Below are 12,841 nucleotides of genomic sequence, written 5' to 3' on the forward strand. Positions count from 1 at the left end.
ACCGAAAAAATCCTGCGGAAGGGGCTTGACTGCAACCCTTCGAGGATTTAGCGATCCGGCCGGGCGGGGGATATTCTGCCACTGGTCCATTTGTGCAGGGAGACTTCAGTGACCTTCATTTCCACCACCCGATCTGCCGATGTCGTTCTGGTCGGCGGGGGCATCATGAGCGCCACCCTCGGCGCTTTCCTCAAGAAGCTCGAGCCGAGCTGGAGCATCGTGCTCTTCGAGCGCCTCGACGAAGCGGGGCTCGAGAGCTCGGACCCCTGGAACAACGCCGGGACCGGCCACGCCGCGTACTGCGAGCTCAACTACACCCCGCAGGCCAATGACGGCTCGGTGAACCCGGCGAAGGCGCTGGGGATCAACGAGGGCTTCCAGCTCTCGCGCCAGTTCTGGGCCCACCTCGTGGGCGACGGCAGCATCTCGGACCCGTCCGGGTTCATCCACAACGTTCCGCACATGAGCTTCGTCATCGGCGACGCCCACGCGGACTTCCTCCGTACGCGCTACGAGGCGCTCCACCCCAACCCCCTCTTCTCCACGATGGAGTACAGCGAGGACCCGGCGCAGATCGCCGCGTGGGCCCCGCTCGTCATGGAGGGCCGCGGCGCCGGGCGCGTGGCGGCGACCCGGGTGGCCGAGGGCACGGATGTGGACTTCGGCCAGCTCACCCGTGAGCTCGTCGGCTACCTCGCGGGCAACGGCGTCGAGGTGAACTACGACACCGATGTGAGCGGGCTCGAGCGTGCGCGGGGCGGCTGGAACGTCTCGACGCGGCACAAGTCCTCGGGCGAGCGCGGCAGCATCCACGCCAAGTTCGTCTTCGTCGGCGCCGGCGGCGGAGCGCTGCACCTCCTCCAGGACTCCGGCATCGCCGAGAGCAAGGGCTACGGCGGCTTCCCCGTCTCCGGCCAGTTCCTGCGCAGCACGGACGAGTCGGTCGCGCTGCGGCACAATGCCAAGGTCTACGGCCAGGCCTCCGTCGGGGCGCCGCCGATGTCGGTCCCGCACCTGGACACGCGCTACGTCAACGGCAAGCGCTCGCTGCTGTTCGGCCCGTACGCGGGCTTCTCCACGAACTTCCTCAAGAACGGCTCCCTCTGGGACCTCCCGCTCTCCATCCGGCCCGGCAACATCATCCCGATGCTCGCGGTCGCGAAGGACAACATGGACCTCACGGCCTACCTCGTCAAGGAGGTCGCCAAGGGCCACGAGAAGAAGATCGAGGCGCTGCGGGAGTACTACCCCGACGCCTCGGGCGGGGGCTGGGAGCTCATCACGGCCGGCCAGCGCGTGCAGATCATCAAGAAGGACCAGGCCAAGGGCGGCGTCCTCCAGTTCGGCACCGAGGTCATCACCTCGCGTGACGGCTCGATCGGCGCCCTCCTCGGCGCCTCGCCCGGCGCGTCCACGGCCGTGCCGATCATGCTCGAGCTCATGCGGCGCGCGTTCCCGAAGAACTTCAAGGGCTGGGAGCCGAAGCTGAGCGAGATGATGCCCGGGTACGGCATCAAGCTCAACGACCATCCGGACCTTGCCGCCGAGATCGCCGCGAACACCTCGGCCGTGCTCGGACTCGCGGCCGCGGCCCACTAGGCCAGCGTCCGTTTCCGGCCCGCGTCCTCCTGCCCGAGGACGCGGGCCATTTCGCTACCAGTCCACGACTCCCGGCCACACCGTCCCCGGAACGGCCGGCCTCACGCGAAAGGGCCACCGATGTTCCGGCTCGCCCGCCTGTCCATGGCGAACAGGGCGCTCATCGCGCTCATCATGGTCTTCGCCTCGGTCTTCGGGGTCATCACGGCGACGAGCCTCAAACAGGAGCTCATCCCGTCCATCGAGTTCCCCCAGCTCACCGTGGTCACCTCGATGCCCGGCGCGTCGCCGGACGTCGTGGACAAGCAGATCGGCCAGCCGCTGGAGAAGTCGCTCCAGGCCGTCGAGGGGCTCGAGAGCAGCGCCTCGACCTCCCGCACCGGGGTCTCGACGATCCGGCTCTCGTTCCAGTACGGAACCAATCTGGACCGGGCCCGGAACCAGATCGACCGCGCGGTCTCCAACGTCAAGTCCCAGCTGCCCGCCGACGCCTCCCCCAACACTCTCGCCGGCAGCATCAGCGACTTCCCGATCGTCTTCATCGCCGCCTCCTCGGACAAGCCGCTCAGCCAGCTGGACACCCAGCTCATCCAGCAGGCCGTTCCGAAGCTCACGAAGATCGACGGCGTGCGCAGCGTGGACGTGACCGGAGGCGCGACGCAGCACCTCCAGATCCAGCCGGACCCCGCCGCGATGGCGGGCCGCGGCGTCGACATCGGCTCCATCCGCACGGCCCTGCAGAACAACGGCGCGCTCGTGCCGATCGGGACGGTCACGGACCAGGGGAAGTCGCTCTCGCTCCAGGCCGGCAGCCCGGTGGACTCCACCGATGCGGTCAAGGCGCTGCCGCTCACGGGGGCCAAGCAGCCGACGACGATCGGCGACGTCGCCAGCGTGACGATCGAGGACGATGCCGCGACGTCGATCACCCGGACCGACGGCAAGCCGACCCTCGCCCTGTCCGTGACGAAGAAGCCCGAGGGCGACACGGTCGCCATCTCGCACGCCGTGCGGGACGCGCTCCCCCAGCTGGCCTCGGACCTCGGCTCGAACGCGAAGCTCACCACGGTGTTCGACCAGGCGCCGTTCATCGAGAAGTCCATCCGGGACCTCACCACCGAGGGAGCGCTCGGCCTCGGCTTCGCGGTCCTGACGATCCTCGTGTTCCTGCTCTCGGTCCGCTCGACCCTCGTCACGGCGGTCTCGATCCCGCTCTCGCTCCTCATCACGTTCATCGGGCTGTTCGCCGCGGGCTACTCGCTGAACATCCTCACGCTCGGCGCGCTCACGATCGCGATCGGCCGCGTCGTGGACGACTCGATCGTGGTCATCGAGAACATCAAGAGGCACTTGAGCTACGGCGAGGAGAAGACGACGGCGATCCTCAACGCGGTGCGCGAGGTCGCCGCCGCGGTGACGGCCTCCACGCTCACGACCGTCGCCGTGTTCCTGCCGATCGCCTTCGTGGGGAACCTCGCCGGCGAGCTGTTCCGGCCGTTCGCGCTCACCGTCACGATGGCGCTGCTCGCCTCGCTCGTCGTCGCCCTCACGATCGTGCCCGTGCTCGCGTACTGGTTCCTCGGCCACCGGTCACCGGGTGCGGCGAACCGGGCCGAGGTCGAGGCCGAAGCGCACGAGAAGGAGCGCCGCAGCCCGCTGCAGCGAGGCTACCTGCCGATCCTGAAGAGCACGCAGAAGCACCCGGCGATCACGCTCGTCGCCGGAGCGATCATCCTCGTCGGCACGTTCGCCCTCGCGCCGCTCCTGCCCACCAACCTGCTCGGGAACACGGGCCAGAACAACTTCACCGTCACCCAGAAGCTCCCCCCGGGCACGAGCCTGGACGCGACGAGCACGGCGGCGGCCAAGGTCGAGGACGTGCTCAAGGGCGTGAACGGCGTCCAGACCGTCCAGGTGACGATCGGAAACTCGACCACAGGCTTCAGCGCCTTCCTGTCCTCGGGCGCCTCGAACGCCACGTTCACCGTCATCACGGACGAGTCGAAGGACCAGGCGGCGCTCCAGCAGCAGGTGCGCGACGCCGTCGGCCGCCTCTCCGGGGTGGGGACCGTCTCCGTGGGGAGCCAGCAGAGCGGGTTCGGCACGGCGTCGACCGTGGACGTGACCGTCAAGGCGCCCGACTCGGCCTCGCTCGCGAAGGCCAACGACGCGGTAGTCGCGGCGCTCAAGGACGTCCCCGGCGCGACGGACGTCACGAGCAACCTCGCGGCCGCCCAGCCTGTGGTCCAGGTCAAGGTGGACCGCGCGAAGGCCGCCGCCGCGGGGCTGAACGAGCAGCAGATCAGCAACGCGCTGGCCGCGACGGTGAGCCCGATCCCGGCCGGGACCGTCCGCATCGACACGACCGACTACCCGGTGCGGATCGGCAAGGGCACGCAGTTCCAGAGCATCGGAGCCGTCCGGGCCATCCCGATCCCGGGCGCTCCGGGCGGGCTCACGCTCGGGCAGATCGCCTCTGTGGAGGCCGTGGACGTCCCGGTGACCGTCACCAGCACCGCGGGGCAGCGCACCGCGACCGTCTCGGTGACACCGGGTGACGCTAACCTCGGCTCGGTGAGCGGCGAGGTCAGCAAGCGGGTGGCCGCGCTGGCGCTCGACGGCGGCGCGACGGCGTCGGTGGGCGGCGCGGCGAGCCAGCAGGCGCAGTCGTTCCAGCAGCTCGGCCTCGCGCTGCTCGCCGCGATCGCGATCGTGTACGTGATCATGGTCGCCGCGTTCAAGAGCCTGCTCCAGCCGCTCGTGCTCCTGGTGTCGGTGCCGTTCGCCGCAACCGGGGCGATCCTGCTGCTGCTCGCGACCCGGATCCCCCTCGGCCTGCCCTCCCTCATCGGCCTGCTCATGCTCGTGGGCATCGTGGTGACGAACGCCATCGTGCTCATCGACCTCATCAACCAGTACCGCCGCCCGCACGGGGGGCGCCCGGCCCTGCCGCTCGCGGAGGCGATCGAGCAGGGTGCGCGCCAGCGGCTGCGCCCGATCCTCATGACGGCCCTCGCGACCATCTTCGCCCTCACGCCCATGGCGCTGGGCCTCACGGGCGGCGGCGGGTTCATCGCCCAGCCGCTCGCCGTCGTCGTGATCGGCGGACTCGTCTCCTCCACGGCGCTCACCCTCGTGCTGGTCCCGGTCCTCTACCGGCTCGTCGAGGGCGGGCTCGAGCGCCGGAGGCTGCTGCGCGACCTCAAGCGCACCCCCGTGGCCGAGGCGGCCGACGAGGGGGACGGCGAGGGCGACTGGACCACCGGAGCCGTTCCCCGGGTGAGCGGGCGCCGCGCCGCGAAGGACTGACGGGCGCCGGCGGGAATGTCCGGCGGCGGTCCCCCGTTGAGATAGATGCAAATGCATTTATCTCCCCGGGCGACCGCCGCCCGGGCCCGATGAAAGGTCGTTTCATGCAGTTCGGCATCTTCAGCGTCGGCGACGTCACCCTCGACCCCACGACGGGCCACCTGCCCACCGAGGGCGAGCGGATCCAGGCGATCGTCACGATCGCCAAGCACGCAGAGGAGGTGGGCCTCGACGTCTTCGCGACCGGCGAGCACCACAACCCGCCGTTCTACCCGAGCTCCCCCACCACGCTGCTGGCCTACATCGGCGCGCAGACCGAGAAGCTCATCCTCTCGACCACGACGACGCTCATCACCACCAATGACCCGGTGAAGATCGCCGAGGACTTCGGCATGCTCCAGCACCTCGTGGGCGGCCGGACCGACCTCGTGCTGGGCCGCGGCAACACCGCCCCGGTCTACCCCTGGTTCGGTAAGAACCCCCAGGACTCCCTCGAGCTCACGGTCGAGAACTACGCGCTCCTTCGCCGCCTCTGGGACGAGGAGGTGGTGACGTGGAGCGGGAAGTTCCGCACCCCGCTGCACGGCTTCACGGTCACCCCTCGCCCTCTGGACGGCGTCGCGCCCTTCGTGTGGCACGGCTCCATCCGCACCCCGCAGATCGCCGAGCTCGCCGCGTACTACGGGGACGGGTTCTTCGCGAACAACATCTTCTGGCCGAAGGAGCACTACATCCGGCTCATCAACCTGTACCGGGAGCGGTTCGAGCACTACGGGCACGGCAAGGCGCACCAGGCGATGGTGGGCCTTGGCGGGCAGTTCTTCATCCGGCCGAACTCCCAGGACGCCAAGCGCGAGTTCCGGCCCTACTTCGACAACGCCCCGGTGTACGGCCACGGCCCCTCCATGGAGGACTTCACCGCCCAGACACCGCTGACCGTGGGCAGCCCGGCCGAGTTCGTCGAGAAGACCCTGGCCTTCCGCGACTACTTCGGGGACTACCAGCGCCAGCTGTTCCTGGTGGACCACGCCGGCCTGCCGCTCAAGACCGTCCTCGAGCAGCTCGACCTGCTCGGCGAGGTGCTCCCTGAGCTCCGGGCCGGCTTCGCCGAGGGTCGCCCCGCGGACGTCCCGGAGGCTCCGACCCACGCGGCGCGGGTCGCCGCGCGGCGCGCCGCGGAGGGGGCAGCGGAGGAGGCCGTGGCCGAGGAGGCGGCCCAATGACGGAGACGACGCCGGCGCCCCACGCGGGCCCGTCCGTCCGGGAGGTGTCCGAGGCGTGGGAGTCCCTCTTCCGCGCGCAGGTCGCCGTGATGCGCCGGCTGCAGCGCGACCCGGCCTTCCGCACCCTCGGCATCAACAGCTATGACGTGCTCTTCACCCTGAGCCGGTGCGAGGGGCGGGGGCTGCGGCTCAACGAGCTCAACGACCACGTCCTGCTCGCCCAGTCGAGCCTGTCCCGGCTCGTGGAGCGGCTCGAGCGGCAGGGACTGGTGGCCCGGGAGAGCGCCCCCGCGGACGGCCGCGGCGTCGTCGTCCGCCTCACCGAGGAGGGCGCGCGCGTCCAGCGGGAGGTGGGCCGCGCCCACGTGCGCGAGATCAACCGGATCATGGGCGGGGCGCTCGACGCCGGTGACCTCGCCGCGCTGCGCGACCTCGCCGCGCGCCTGCGCGAGCACGTGGTGGCGGACCACCCGCTCTGAGCGCGCCTGGGGCGGCCGGCCCGATCAGCCGAGGGCCACGAGCGCGGCCGGGTCCTCGGCGGGAAGATCGGCGGCCTCGGCCGTCACGGTGAGCCGCTTGAGCGTGAGCCGTCCTCCGACGGTCGAGAGGAAGGCCGTGTCCGAGGAGTCCCGCCCGGCCGTGATCCGCAGCATCGAGGCCCGCGGGGCGAGCCCCGTGGGGTCCAGCACGTGCCACGCACCGTCCACGAACGCCTCCGCGACGGCATGGAAGTCCATGGGCCGCAGGCCCGGCGCGTAGACGGCGGCCAGCCGGGCGGGGACGTCCTTGGCCCGCAGGAGCGCGATGGCCAGGTGCGCGAAGTCGCGGCAGACGCCGCGGCGGTGCAGCAGGGTCTCGACGGCCCCGTCCGTCCCGCGCGAGGATCCGCTGACGTAGGCGAGCTGGGCGCTGACCCAGTCCCGGACGGCCTGGACGAGCTCGAGCCCGGCAAGCGAGCCGAAGTGGGCGTACGAGGTGGGGAGCAGGCGGTCGCTCTCCGCGTAGCGGCTGGGCCGGACGTAGCGGATGAGCTCCATCTCGTCGACGGGCTCCGGCTCGCCGGTCCCCTCGACGACCGCCCGGTAGGCGACCTCGACCTCGGTGGGCTCCGCGAGCTCGAGGACGTGGAAGCGGCCGCCGTGCCCGTCGAGGAGCTCGCGCGGTGCCACCGTCCTGTCGCCGGCGGTCACCACGAGCTCCTCCTCGAACGAGGTGTACCCGGGGACGCGGGCCACGGCGATGGCCATGGCCAGCTTGGTGTGCGGCGCGGTCGTGAACTTCAGGTGGGCACCGACGGTGCGCTGCATGGGGCTCCAGGAGGACTAGTTCTGCGTGAAGGCCAGCGACATGATCATGCGCTGCGCGTCGGCGAAGTCGCCCGAGTCGCGGACATAGGCCGATGCCTGAGCAAGGGTATCGAATGAGGACAGCGGCGCAACCTGGGCCTGGGGGGAGGGCGGGACGACCTCGACGGAGTCCGCGAACGAGTACCCCCCGATCCCGGCCGGACCTGGGACGATGTTGAGGAGCCTGCACGCCTTGCCGTCCTGGGCGGAGGTGGCCAGCGCCGTGAGCCCGAACGATCCGAAGTACTTGTAGCCCTGGATCACCCGGAACACGAAGCGCGGGGTGATGACCGACGGGCCGTCCGCGAACGGCACGGTGACCGGGACACTGTTGAGCACCGAGTAGGGCTTGGCCTGCGCAGGGTCGCAGGGCGCGGACGTCGGGACCGGCAGGCCGGTCTGGAGTGCTGCGACGAACGTCCCGTCCGCCTTCTTGACCTCGAGGTGCAGCGAACCGGGCGCGGCACCGGCAGCCGGGTCGGTGCTCTGGACGATCCAGTCCGCGGGCAGGTCGAACCTGACCTTCTTCGCCGGATCGGTGTAGGTCTTCCAGGTGGCGCTCGTGGCCCCCGGCGACGGCGTGCCTCCGCTGGCCGAGCCGCTCGCGGTCGGTGCGCCCGAGCTCGAGGCGCCCGCGCTCGGACCGCCGGGCGCGGCGGATGCAGTCCCTGCGCTCGGCACCGGCGTCCAGGTGGGTGCGGCCGAGCCGGCCCCGCAGCCGGCGACGGCCAGGGCGAGGGCGAGGGCTGCGGCCGCTCGGACGGCACTGCGCCCGCGTGCTGCGCGGGCGTGGTGCTGGGGAGTGCGCGGCGGCTCGGTGCTGCTGGCGGCGACCATGGTCCAACCCTAGCGAAGCAGCCCTCCCGTAGGCTGTTGCCATGCCCGACGAGCAGCATCCCGCCGAGTCGCAGGACCCCGCGGACTCCCGGCCTGGGGACGCCCGGCCTGCCGCCGCGCCGCTCGCCACCGCCCCGCTGCCCCACGAGGTGGCCGACTGGCGGCTGCGCGTCTTCTCCCTCTACGAGCGCGTGCGGGCAGCGCCGACGCCCCGGGAGGGCCACGAGCTGTGGCGGCGCGGGCGGGACGCCCTCTTCGCCGCGCACCCCGCCTCTCCCCTGCCGCCCCGCGACCGCGCACGCTTCCGCGGGCTGCCTGTCGCCCCGTACGACCCCGCCTACCGCTTCGACGTCCCGCTCACTGACGAGGGCGCCGGCCAGGAGCGGCGTGTCGCCACCGGGACCGACGGGGTCGTGGTCTTCGTCCGGCTCGGCACCTTCGAACTGCCCGGCCTCGGCCGCCTCGCAGCGTGGGAGCACGCCGGCTACGGAGGCGGGATCTTCGTGCCCTTCCGCGACGGCACGGCGGGGCGCCCGGGACCGGGCGGCTCCTACGGGGCCGGCCGGTACCTCCTCGACTCCATCAAGGGCGCCTTCCTCGGCACCCGTTCCGACGCCGCGGGGGTGCGGTACATCCTGGACTTCAACTTCGCCTACAACCCGAGCTGCGCCTACGACGAGGCCTGGGCGTGCCCCCTCCCGGGCCCCGAGAACCGGCTCTCGGTGGACGTCTCGGCAGGAGAGCTCGCACCGCCGGGCGCCTGAGGGCGCGGCGGATTCTCGGGCACGCAAGCCCGTGGGAGCGGGGCCCCGAGCGGACCGGCGCAGGGCGGCGGCACCTTAGCACCACCCGCGGACGCTGCCGTTGTTTGACACCCGGCTGTGACGCCTGCCATAGTGTGTGGCGTGAACCTGTCAGACAGCCCTACACGTGGACAGCAGGACAGCGCAACGCCGCGCCGCCCCCTCGTCCGCGTGAGTGCGGCGGAGGCCGTCCTGGCGGACCTCCGCGCCGACATCGAGGCAGGGTCGGTCCCCGTCGGCGGGAAGCTGCCCTCCGAGGCAGCGCTCGCCGCGCGCTACGGTGTGAGCCGGTCGGTGGTCCGCGAGGCGCTTCGCTCGTGCGCGGCCCTCGGGCTCACCCAGACGCAGACCGGCAAGGGAACGTTCGTCGTCTCCGCCCGCGCCACCGGGGACCTCGTGCTGGGCCGCTACTCGGCCCGGGACCTCACGGAGGCGCGCCCGCACGTCGAGGTGCCCGCCGCCGGCCTGGCCGCGCTCCGGCGCACCGAGGAGGACCTCGCCACGCTCAAGGGCATCGTCGCCGAGACCGCCGCCGAGGACGACCCGGCCGCCCGGGTGGCCCTCGAGGCGGTCTTCCACGGGACCATCGCCAAGGCGAGCGGGAACCGCGTGTTCGAGGATGTGCTCTCCGACCTGCGGGAGGCCCTGGCCCACCAGTCCGAGACGCTCAACCTCCTCGCGGACCGCCAGGCGGCCTCCGACCGCGAACACGAGGAGATCCTCGAGGCCATCGAGGCCGGCTCGGCCGAACGGGCCGAGGCCGCGATGGCCAGACACCTCGCAGCCGTCGACGAGGCCGTCGAACGGCTCGGCCAGCGGTGACGGGCACGCCCGCCGCCGGCCGTACCGGCACCGACCGCCCCTGACAGTCCCATCCACCCCGAACCCAAGCGAGCCATGACCTCTTCTGCCGCCTCGTCCACGCACAGCCCTGCCGCCTCTGGCAGCGCCTCGCCCGCGCTTCCCGCCCACGTTCCGCTCGCCGTCCAGATCCGTGGCGGAGCGGTCGAGGGCGTGCACTACGGCACCGTCGCCGCCACGGATGCCGACGGCGCGCTGCTGTGGGGCGCGGGCAGCCCCGAGGCCCTGTTCTTCCCCCGCTCCGCCCTCAAGCCGCTCCAGGCCGTGGCGCTGGTCCGCGCCGGGCTCTCCCTGCCCGCCGAGCTGCTGGCGCTCGCCGCCGCGAGCCACTCCGGCGGCCCCGCGCACCGCGAGGGCACGCGCCGGATTCTCTCGCTCCACGGCCTCGACGAGGCGGTGCTCGCGAACACCACCGACCTGCCCTACGGGGTCCGAGAGCGCCGTGAGTGGATCGCCGCAGGAGGCCGCGCGGACCGCGTGTGCCAGAACTGCTCGGGCAAGCACGCGGCCATGGCCGCCGTCTGCACCCTCAATGACTGGCCGACCGCCGGTTACCTCGCGCCCACCCACCCGCTCCAGCGGCTCGTCGCCGCCACGGTGGCGGAGCTGACGGGCGAAGAGCCCGCGAGCTGCACCACCGACGGCTGCGGCACCCCGCTGCCCGCACTCAGCCCGGTCGGCATGGCTCGCGCCTACGGCAGGATCGCCCGCGCCGCGGCAGAAGGGAGCGGGAGCCCGGAGGCCGCCGTCGGCCGCGCCATGGGCCTCCACCCCGACATGGTCGCCGGCGAGGGCAGGGATGTCACCGCCCTCATGCGCGCCGTCCCGGGGGCCGTCGCCAAGGACGGCTTCGAGGGCGTCCAGCTCGTGGGCCTGCCCGATGGGAGAGCTGTCGCCGTCAAGGTCTCCGACGGCGGGGACCGGGCCCGCATGCCGGTCACTGTGCGCGCGCTCGCCGCACTCGGGCTCCCGGAGGCGGCCGAGGACGGCCCCCTCGCGGCCCTCGCGGCGCAGCCCGTGCTCGGCGGCGGCCGTCCGGTCGGCCTGCTCACCGCGCTCGACGACGCCTTCCCGCCCGCCGCGGCCTAGTCACCGCGGCGCGCCGCGCCGCAGCCGCCCCACGCCTCCCCCGACACCGCTCCGCCAGAAAGGCACCACCATGGCCTCCACCACCACCGCCGCAGAAGACGCCGCCGTCGCACGCGACGACCAGTCGGGCCCCACCGGCGCCGAGCTCGGCGCCGACGTCCCCGAAGGCTACCGCTCCGAGCACGACCTGCTCGGCGACCGGCTCGTCCCGGACCGGGCGTACTGGGGTGTGCATACCCTCCGCGCCGTGGAGAACTTCCCCATCACGGGGCGCCGCCTCTCCACCAACCCGCACCTCGTGCGGGGGCTGGCCGCGGTCAAGCTCGCCGCCGCCCGGGCCAACCGCGAACTCGGCCTGCTCGACGGCGAGCGGTCCGACGCGATCGAGGCCGCATGCCGGGAGATCCTCGCGGGCGGCCTCCTCGACGAGTTCGTCGTCGACGTCATCCAGGGCGGCGCCGGCACGTCGTCGAACATGAACGCCAACGAGGTCATCGCCAACCGCGCCCTCGAGGTCCTCGGACGGCGCAAGGGCGACTACGCGGCGCTGCATCCCAACGACCACGTCAACCTCAGCCAGTCGACCAACGACGTCTACCCCACCGCGGTGCGCGTCGCGACCGTGTTCGGCATCGAGGACCTCCTCGCCGCACTCGTTGCGCTCGAGGACGCGTTCGCCGCGAAGGCGAGCGAGTTCCGCACGGTGGTGAAGATGGGGCGCACGCAGCTCCAGGACGCGGTGCCCATGACCCTGGGCCAGGAGTTCGGGACCTACGCCGTCACGATCGGCGAGGACCGGGAGCGCCTCCGCGAGGCCTCCGGCCTCATCCACGAGATCAACCTCGGCGCCACCGCCATCGGCACCGGCCTCAACGCCCCCGGCGGCTACGCCGAGAGCGCCTGCCGGCACCTCGGCGAGGTCACGGGCCTTCCGCTCGTGACCGCAGCCGACCTCATCGAGGCCACCCAGGACATGGGCGCGTTCGTCCACCTCTCCGGCGTGCTCAAGCGCGTGGCGGTCAAGCTCTCCAAGATCTGCAACGATCTGAGGCTGCTCTCCTCGGGGCCGCGCGCCGGGCTCGCGGAGATCACCCTGCCGGCGGTCCAGTCGGGGTCCTCGATCATGCCGGGCAAGATCAACCCGGTGATCCCCGAGGTCGTCAACCAGGTCGCCTTCGAGGTGATCGGCAACGACGTCACGATCACGATGGCCGCAGAGGGCGGCCAGCTGCAGCTGAATGCCTTCGAGCCGATCATCGTGCACAGCCTGCACGAGAGCATCACGCACCTCACCGCCGCCTGCCACACGCTCGCCGAGCGCTGCGTGAGCGGGATCACGGCGAACGTCGAGCGCCTGCGCAGCACCGTCGAGCAGTCGATCGGACTCGTCACGGCACTCAACCCGTATCTCGGGTACGCCCAGGCGACCGCGATCGCCCAGGAGGCCCTGGCGAGCGGGCGCGGCGTCGCCGAGCTCGTCCTGGAGCGCGGACTCCTTACAGGGGACCGCCTCGATGAGCTCCTCCGTCCGGAGCGGCTCGCCAACCTCGGCGCCTGACGCGCCCACCGCCTGCCCCACCCATCCAGACTCCCCTCGCACCCCTCCCACCCTCCCATCACGGAACGTCCCCCTGACACCGAAAGGGACCCATGTCCTCCTCACAGCCCCAGCCTCAGAGCACCACGGAAGTCGCCGATCATCGTGAGGACCACGGTCATGCCCATGCGGCCGACCATGTGATCCATGCCGAGGACGCCGGCTACCACAAGGGCC

The 12,841-nt window shown here is 72.0% G+C and carries 10 protein-coding genes; 8 read left to right on the plus strand and 2 right to left on the minus strand.

Annotation, left to right across the window (positions count from 1 at the left end; genetic code table 11):
• Nucleotides 1-108: 108 nt before the first annotated feature.
• The 4 genes from ACVWWH_RS10585 to ACVWWH_RS10600 all read left to right on the plus strand — a co-directional run bounded on the left by ACVWWH_RS10585 (nt 109) and on the right by ACVWWH_RS10600 (nt 6,610).
• The gene (locus ACVWWH_RS10585; RefSeq protein ID WP_457316541.1) at nt 109-1,599 is read left to right on the plus strand and encodes a malate:quinone oxidoreductase; all 1,491 of its coding nucleotides are present in this window, start codon (nt 109-111) and stop codon (nt 1,597-1,599) included.
• Nucleotides 1,600-1,719: 120 nt separating this feature from the next.
• Nucleotides 1,720-4,908 carry an efflux RND transporter permease subunit gene (locus tag ACVWWH_RS10590; protein ID WP_457316542.1) on the plus strand — a complete coding sequence of 1,063 codons (3,189 nt, stop codon included), beginning with the start codon at nt 1,720-1,722 and terminating at the stop codon, nt 4,906-4,908.
• 104 nt (nt 4,909-5,012) lie between these two features.
• Nucleotides 5,013-6,131, plus strand: a complete 1,119-nt coding sequence (locus ACVWWH_RS10595) for a CE1758 family FMN-dependent luciferase-like monooxygenase (RefSeq protein WP_066498392.1) — start codon at nt 5,013-5,015, stop codon at nt 6,129-6,131.
• Entirely contained in the window at nt 6,128-6,610 is a 483-nt protein-coding gene (locus tag ACVWWH_RS10600) for a MarR family winged helix-turn-helix transcriptional regulator (protein WP_457316543.1), read from the plus strand. Before ACVWWH_RS10595 ends, ACVWWH_RS10600 begins: the two co-directional genes overlap by 4 nt.
• Before the next feature lie 24 nt (nt 6,611-6,634).
• Here the strand turns inward: ACVWWH_RS10600 and ACVWWH_RS10605 are convergent, their stop codons facing one another.
• Nucleotides 6,635-7,438, minus strand: a complete 804-nt coding sequence (locus tag ACVWWH_RS10605) for a transglutaminase-like domain-containing protein (RefSeq protein ID WP_066498396.1) — start codon at nt 7,436-7,438, stop codon at nt 6,635-6,637.
• Between the two features lie 15 nt (nt 7,439-7,453).
• Entirely contained in the window at nt 7,454-8,314 is an 861-nt protein-coding gene (locus tag ACVWWH_RS10610; protein WP_457316544.1) for a hypothetical protein, read from the minus strand.
• A 41-nt stretch (nt 8,315-8,355) separates the two neighbouring features.
• Here ACVWWH_RS10610 and ACVWWH_RS10615 point away from each other — a divergent pair, with 41 nt between their 5' ends.
• The 4 genes from ACVWWH_RS10615 (at nt 8,356) to ACVWWH_RS10630 (ending at nt 12,625) form a co-directional block, all read left to right on the plus strand.
• Nucleotides 8,356-9,078: a DUF1684 domain-containing protein gene (locus ACVWWH_RS10615; protein ID WP_457316545.1), complete on the plus strand. Its 723-nt coding sequence runs from the start codon at nt 8,356-8,358 to the stop codon at nt 9,076-9,078.
• A gap of 141 nt (nt 9,079-9,219) precedes the next feature.
• The gene (locus ACVWWH_RS10620) at nt 9,220-9,939 is read left to right on the plus strand and encodes a FadR/GntR family transcriptional regulator (RefSeq protein WP_066498399.1); all 720 of its coding nucleotides are present in this window, start codon (nt 9,220-9,222) and stop codon (nt 9,937-9,939) included.
• A gap of 75 nt (nt 9,940-10,014) precedes the next feature.
• Nucleotides 10,015-11,067 carry an asparaginase gene (locus ACVWWH_RS10625; RefSeq protein WP_457316546.1) on the plus strand — a complete coding sequence of 351 codons (1,053 nt, stop codon included), beginning with the start codon at nt 10,015-10,017 and terminating at the stop codon, nt 11,065-11,067.
• A gap of 70 nt (nt 11,068-11,137) precedes the next feature.
• Nucleotides 11,138-12,625 (plus strand): aspartate ammonia-lyase, encoded by a 1,488-nt coding sequence (locus ACVWWH_RS10630; RefSeq protein ID WP_457316547.1) that lies wholly within the window; start codon nt 11,138-11,140, stop codon nt 12,623-12,625.
• Nucleotides 12,626-12,841: the final 216 nt, after the last annotated feature.

The organism is Sinomonas sp. RB5, assembly GCF_054063535.1.

What these genes read in the sequence shown, in the direction of transcription:
- ACVWWH_RS10590 (WP_457316542.1), top strand. Translation starts at nt 1,720, where the DNA reads ATGTTCCGGCTCGCCCGCCTGTCCATGGCGAACAGGGCGCTCATCGCG.
- ACVWWH_RS10595 (WP_066498392.1), top strand. Translation starts at nt 5,013, where the DNA reads ATGCAGTTCGGCATCTTCAGCGTCGGCGACGTCACCCTCGACCCCACG.
- ACVWWH_RS10600 (WP_457316543.1), top strand. Translation starts at nt 6,128, where the DNA reads ATGACGGAGACGACGCCGGCGCCCCACGCGGGCCCGTCCGTCCGGGAG.
- ACVWWH_RS10605 (WP_066498396.1), bottom strand. Translation starts at nt 7,438, where the DNA reads ATGCAGCGCACCGTCGGTGCCCACCTGAAGTTCACGACCGCGCCGCAC.
- ACVWWH_RS10610 (WP_457316544.1), bottom strand. Translation starts at nt 8,314, where the DNA reads ATGGTCGCCGCCAGCAGCACCGAGCCGCCGCGCACTCCCCAGCACCAC.
- ACVWWH_RS10615 (WP_457316545.1), top strand. Translation starts at nt 8,356, where the DNA reads ATGCCCGACGAGCAGCATCCCGCCGAGTCGCAGGACCCCGCGGACTCC.
- ACVWWH_RS10625 (WP_457316546.1), top strand. Translation starts at nt 10,015, where the DNA reads ATGACCTCTTCTGCCGCCTCGTCCACGCACAGCCCTGCCGCCTCTGGC.
- ACVWWH_RS10630 (WP_457316547.1), top strand. Translation starts at nt 11,138, where the DNA reads ATGGCCTCCACCACCACCGCCGCAGAAGACGCCGCCGTCGCACGCGAC.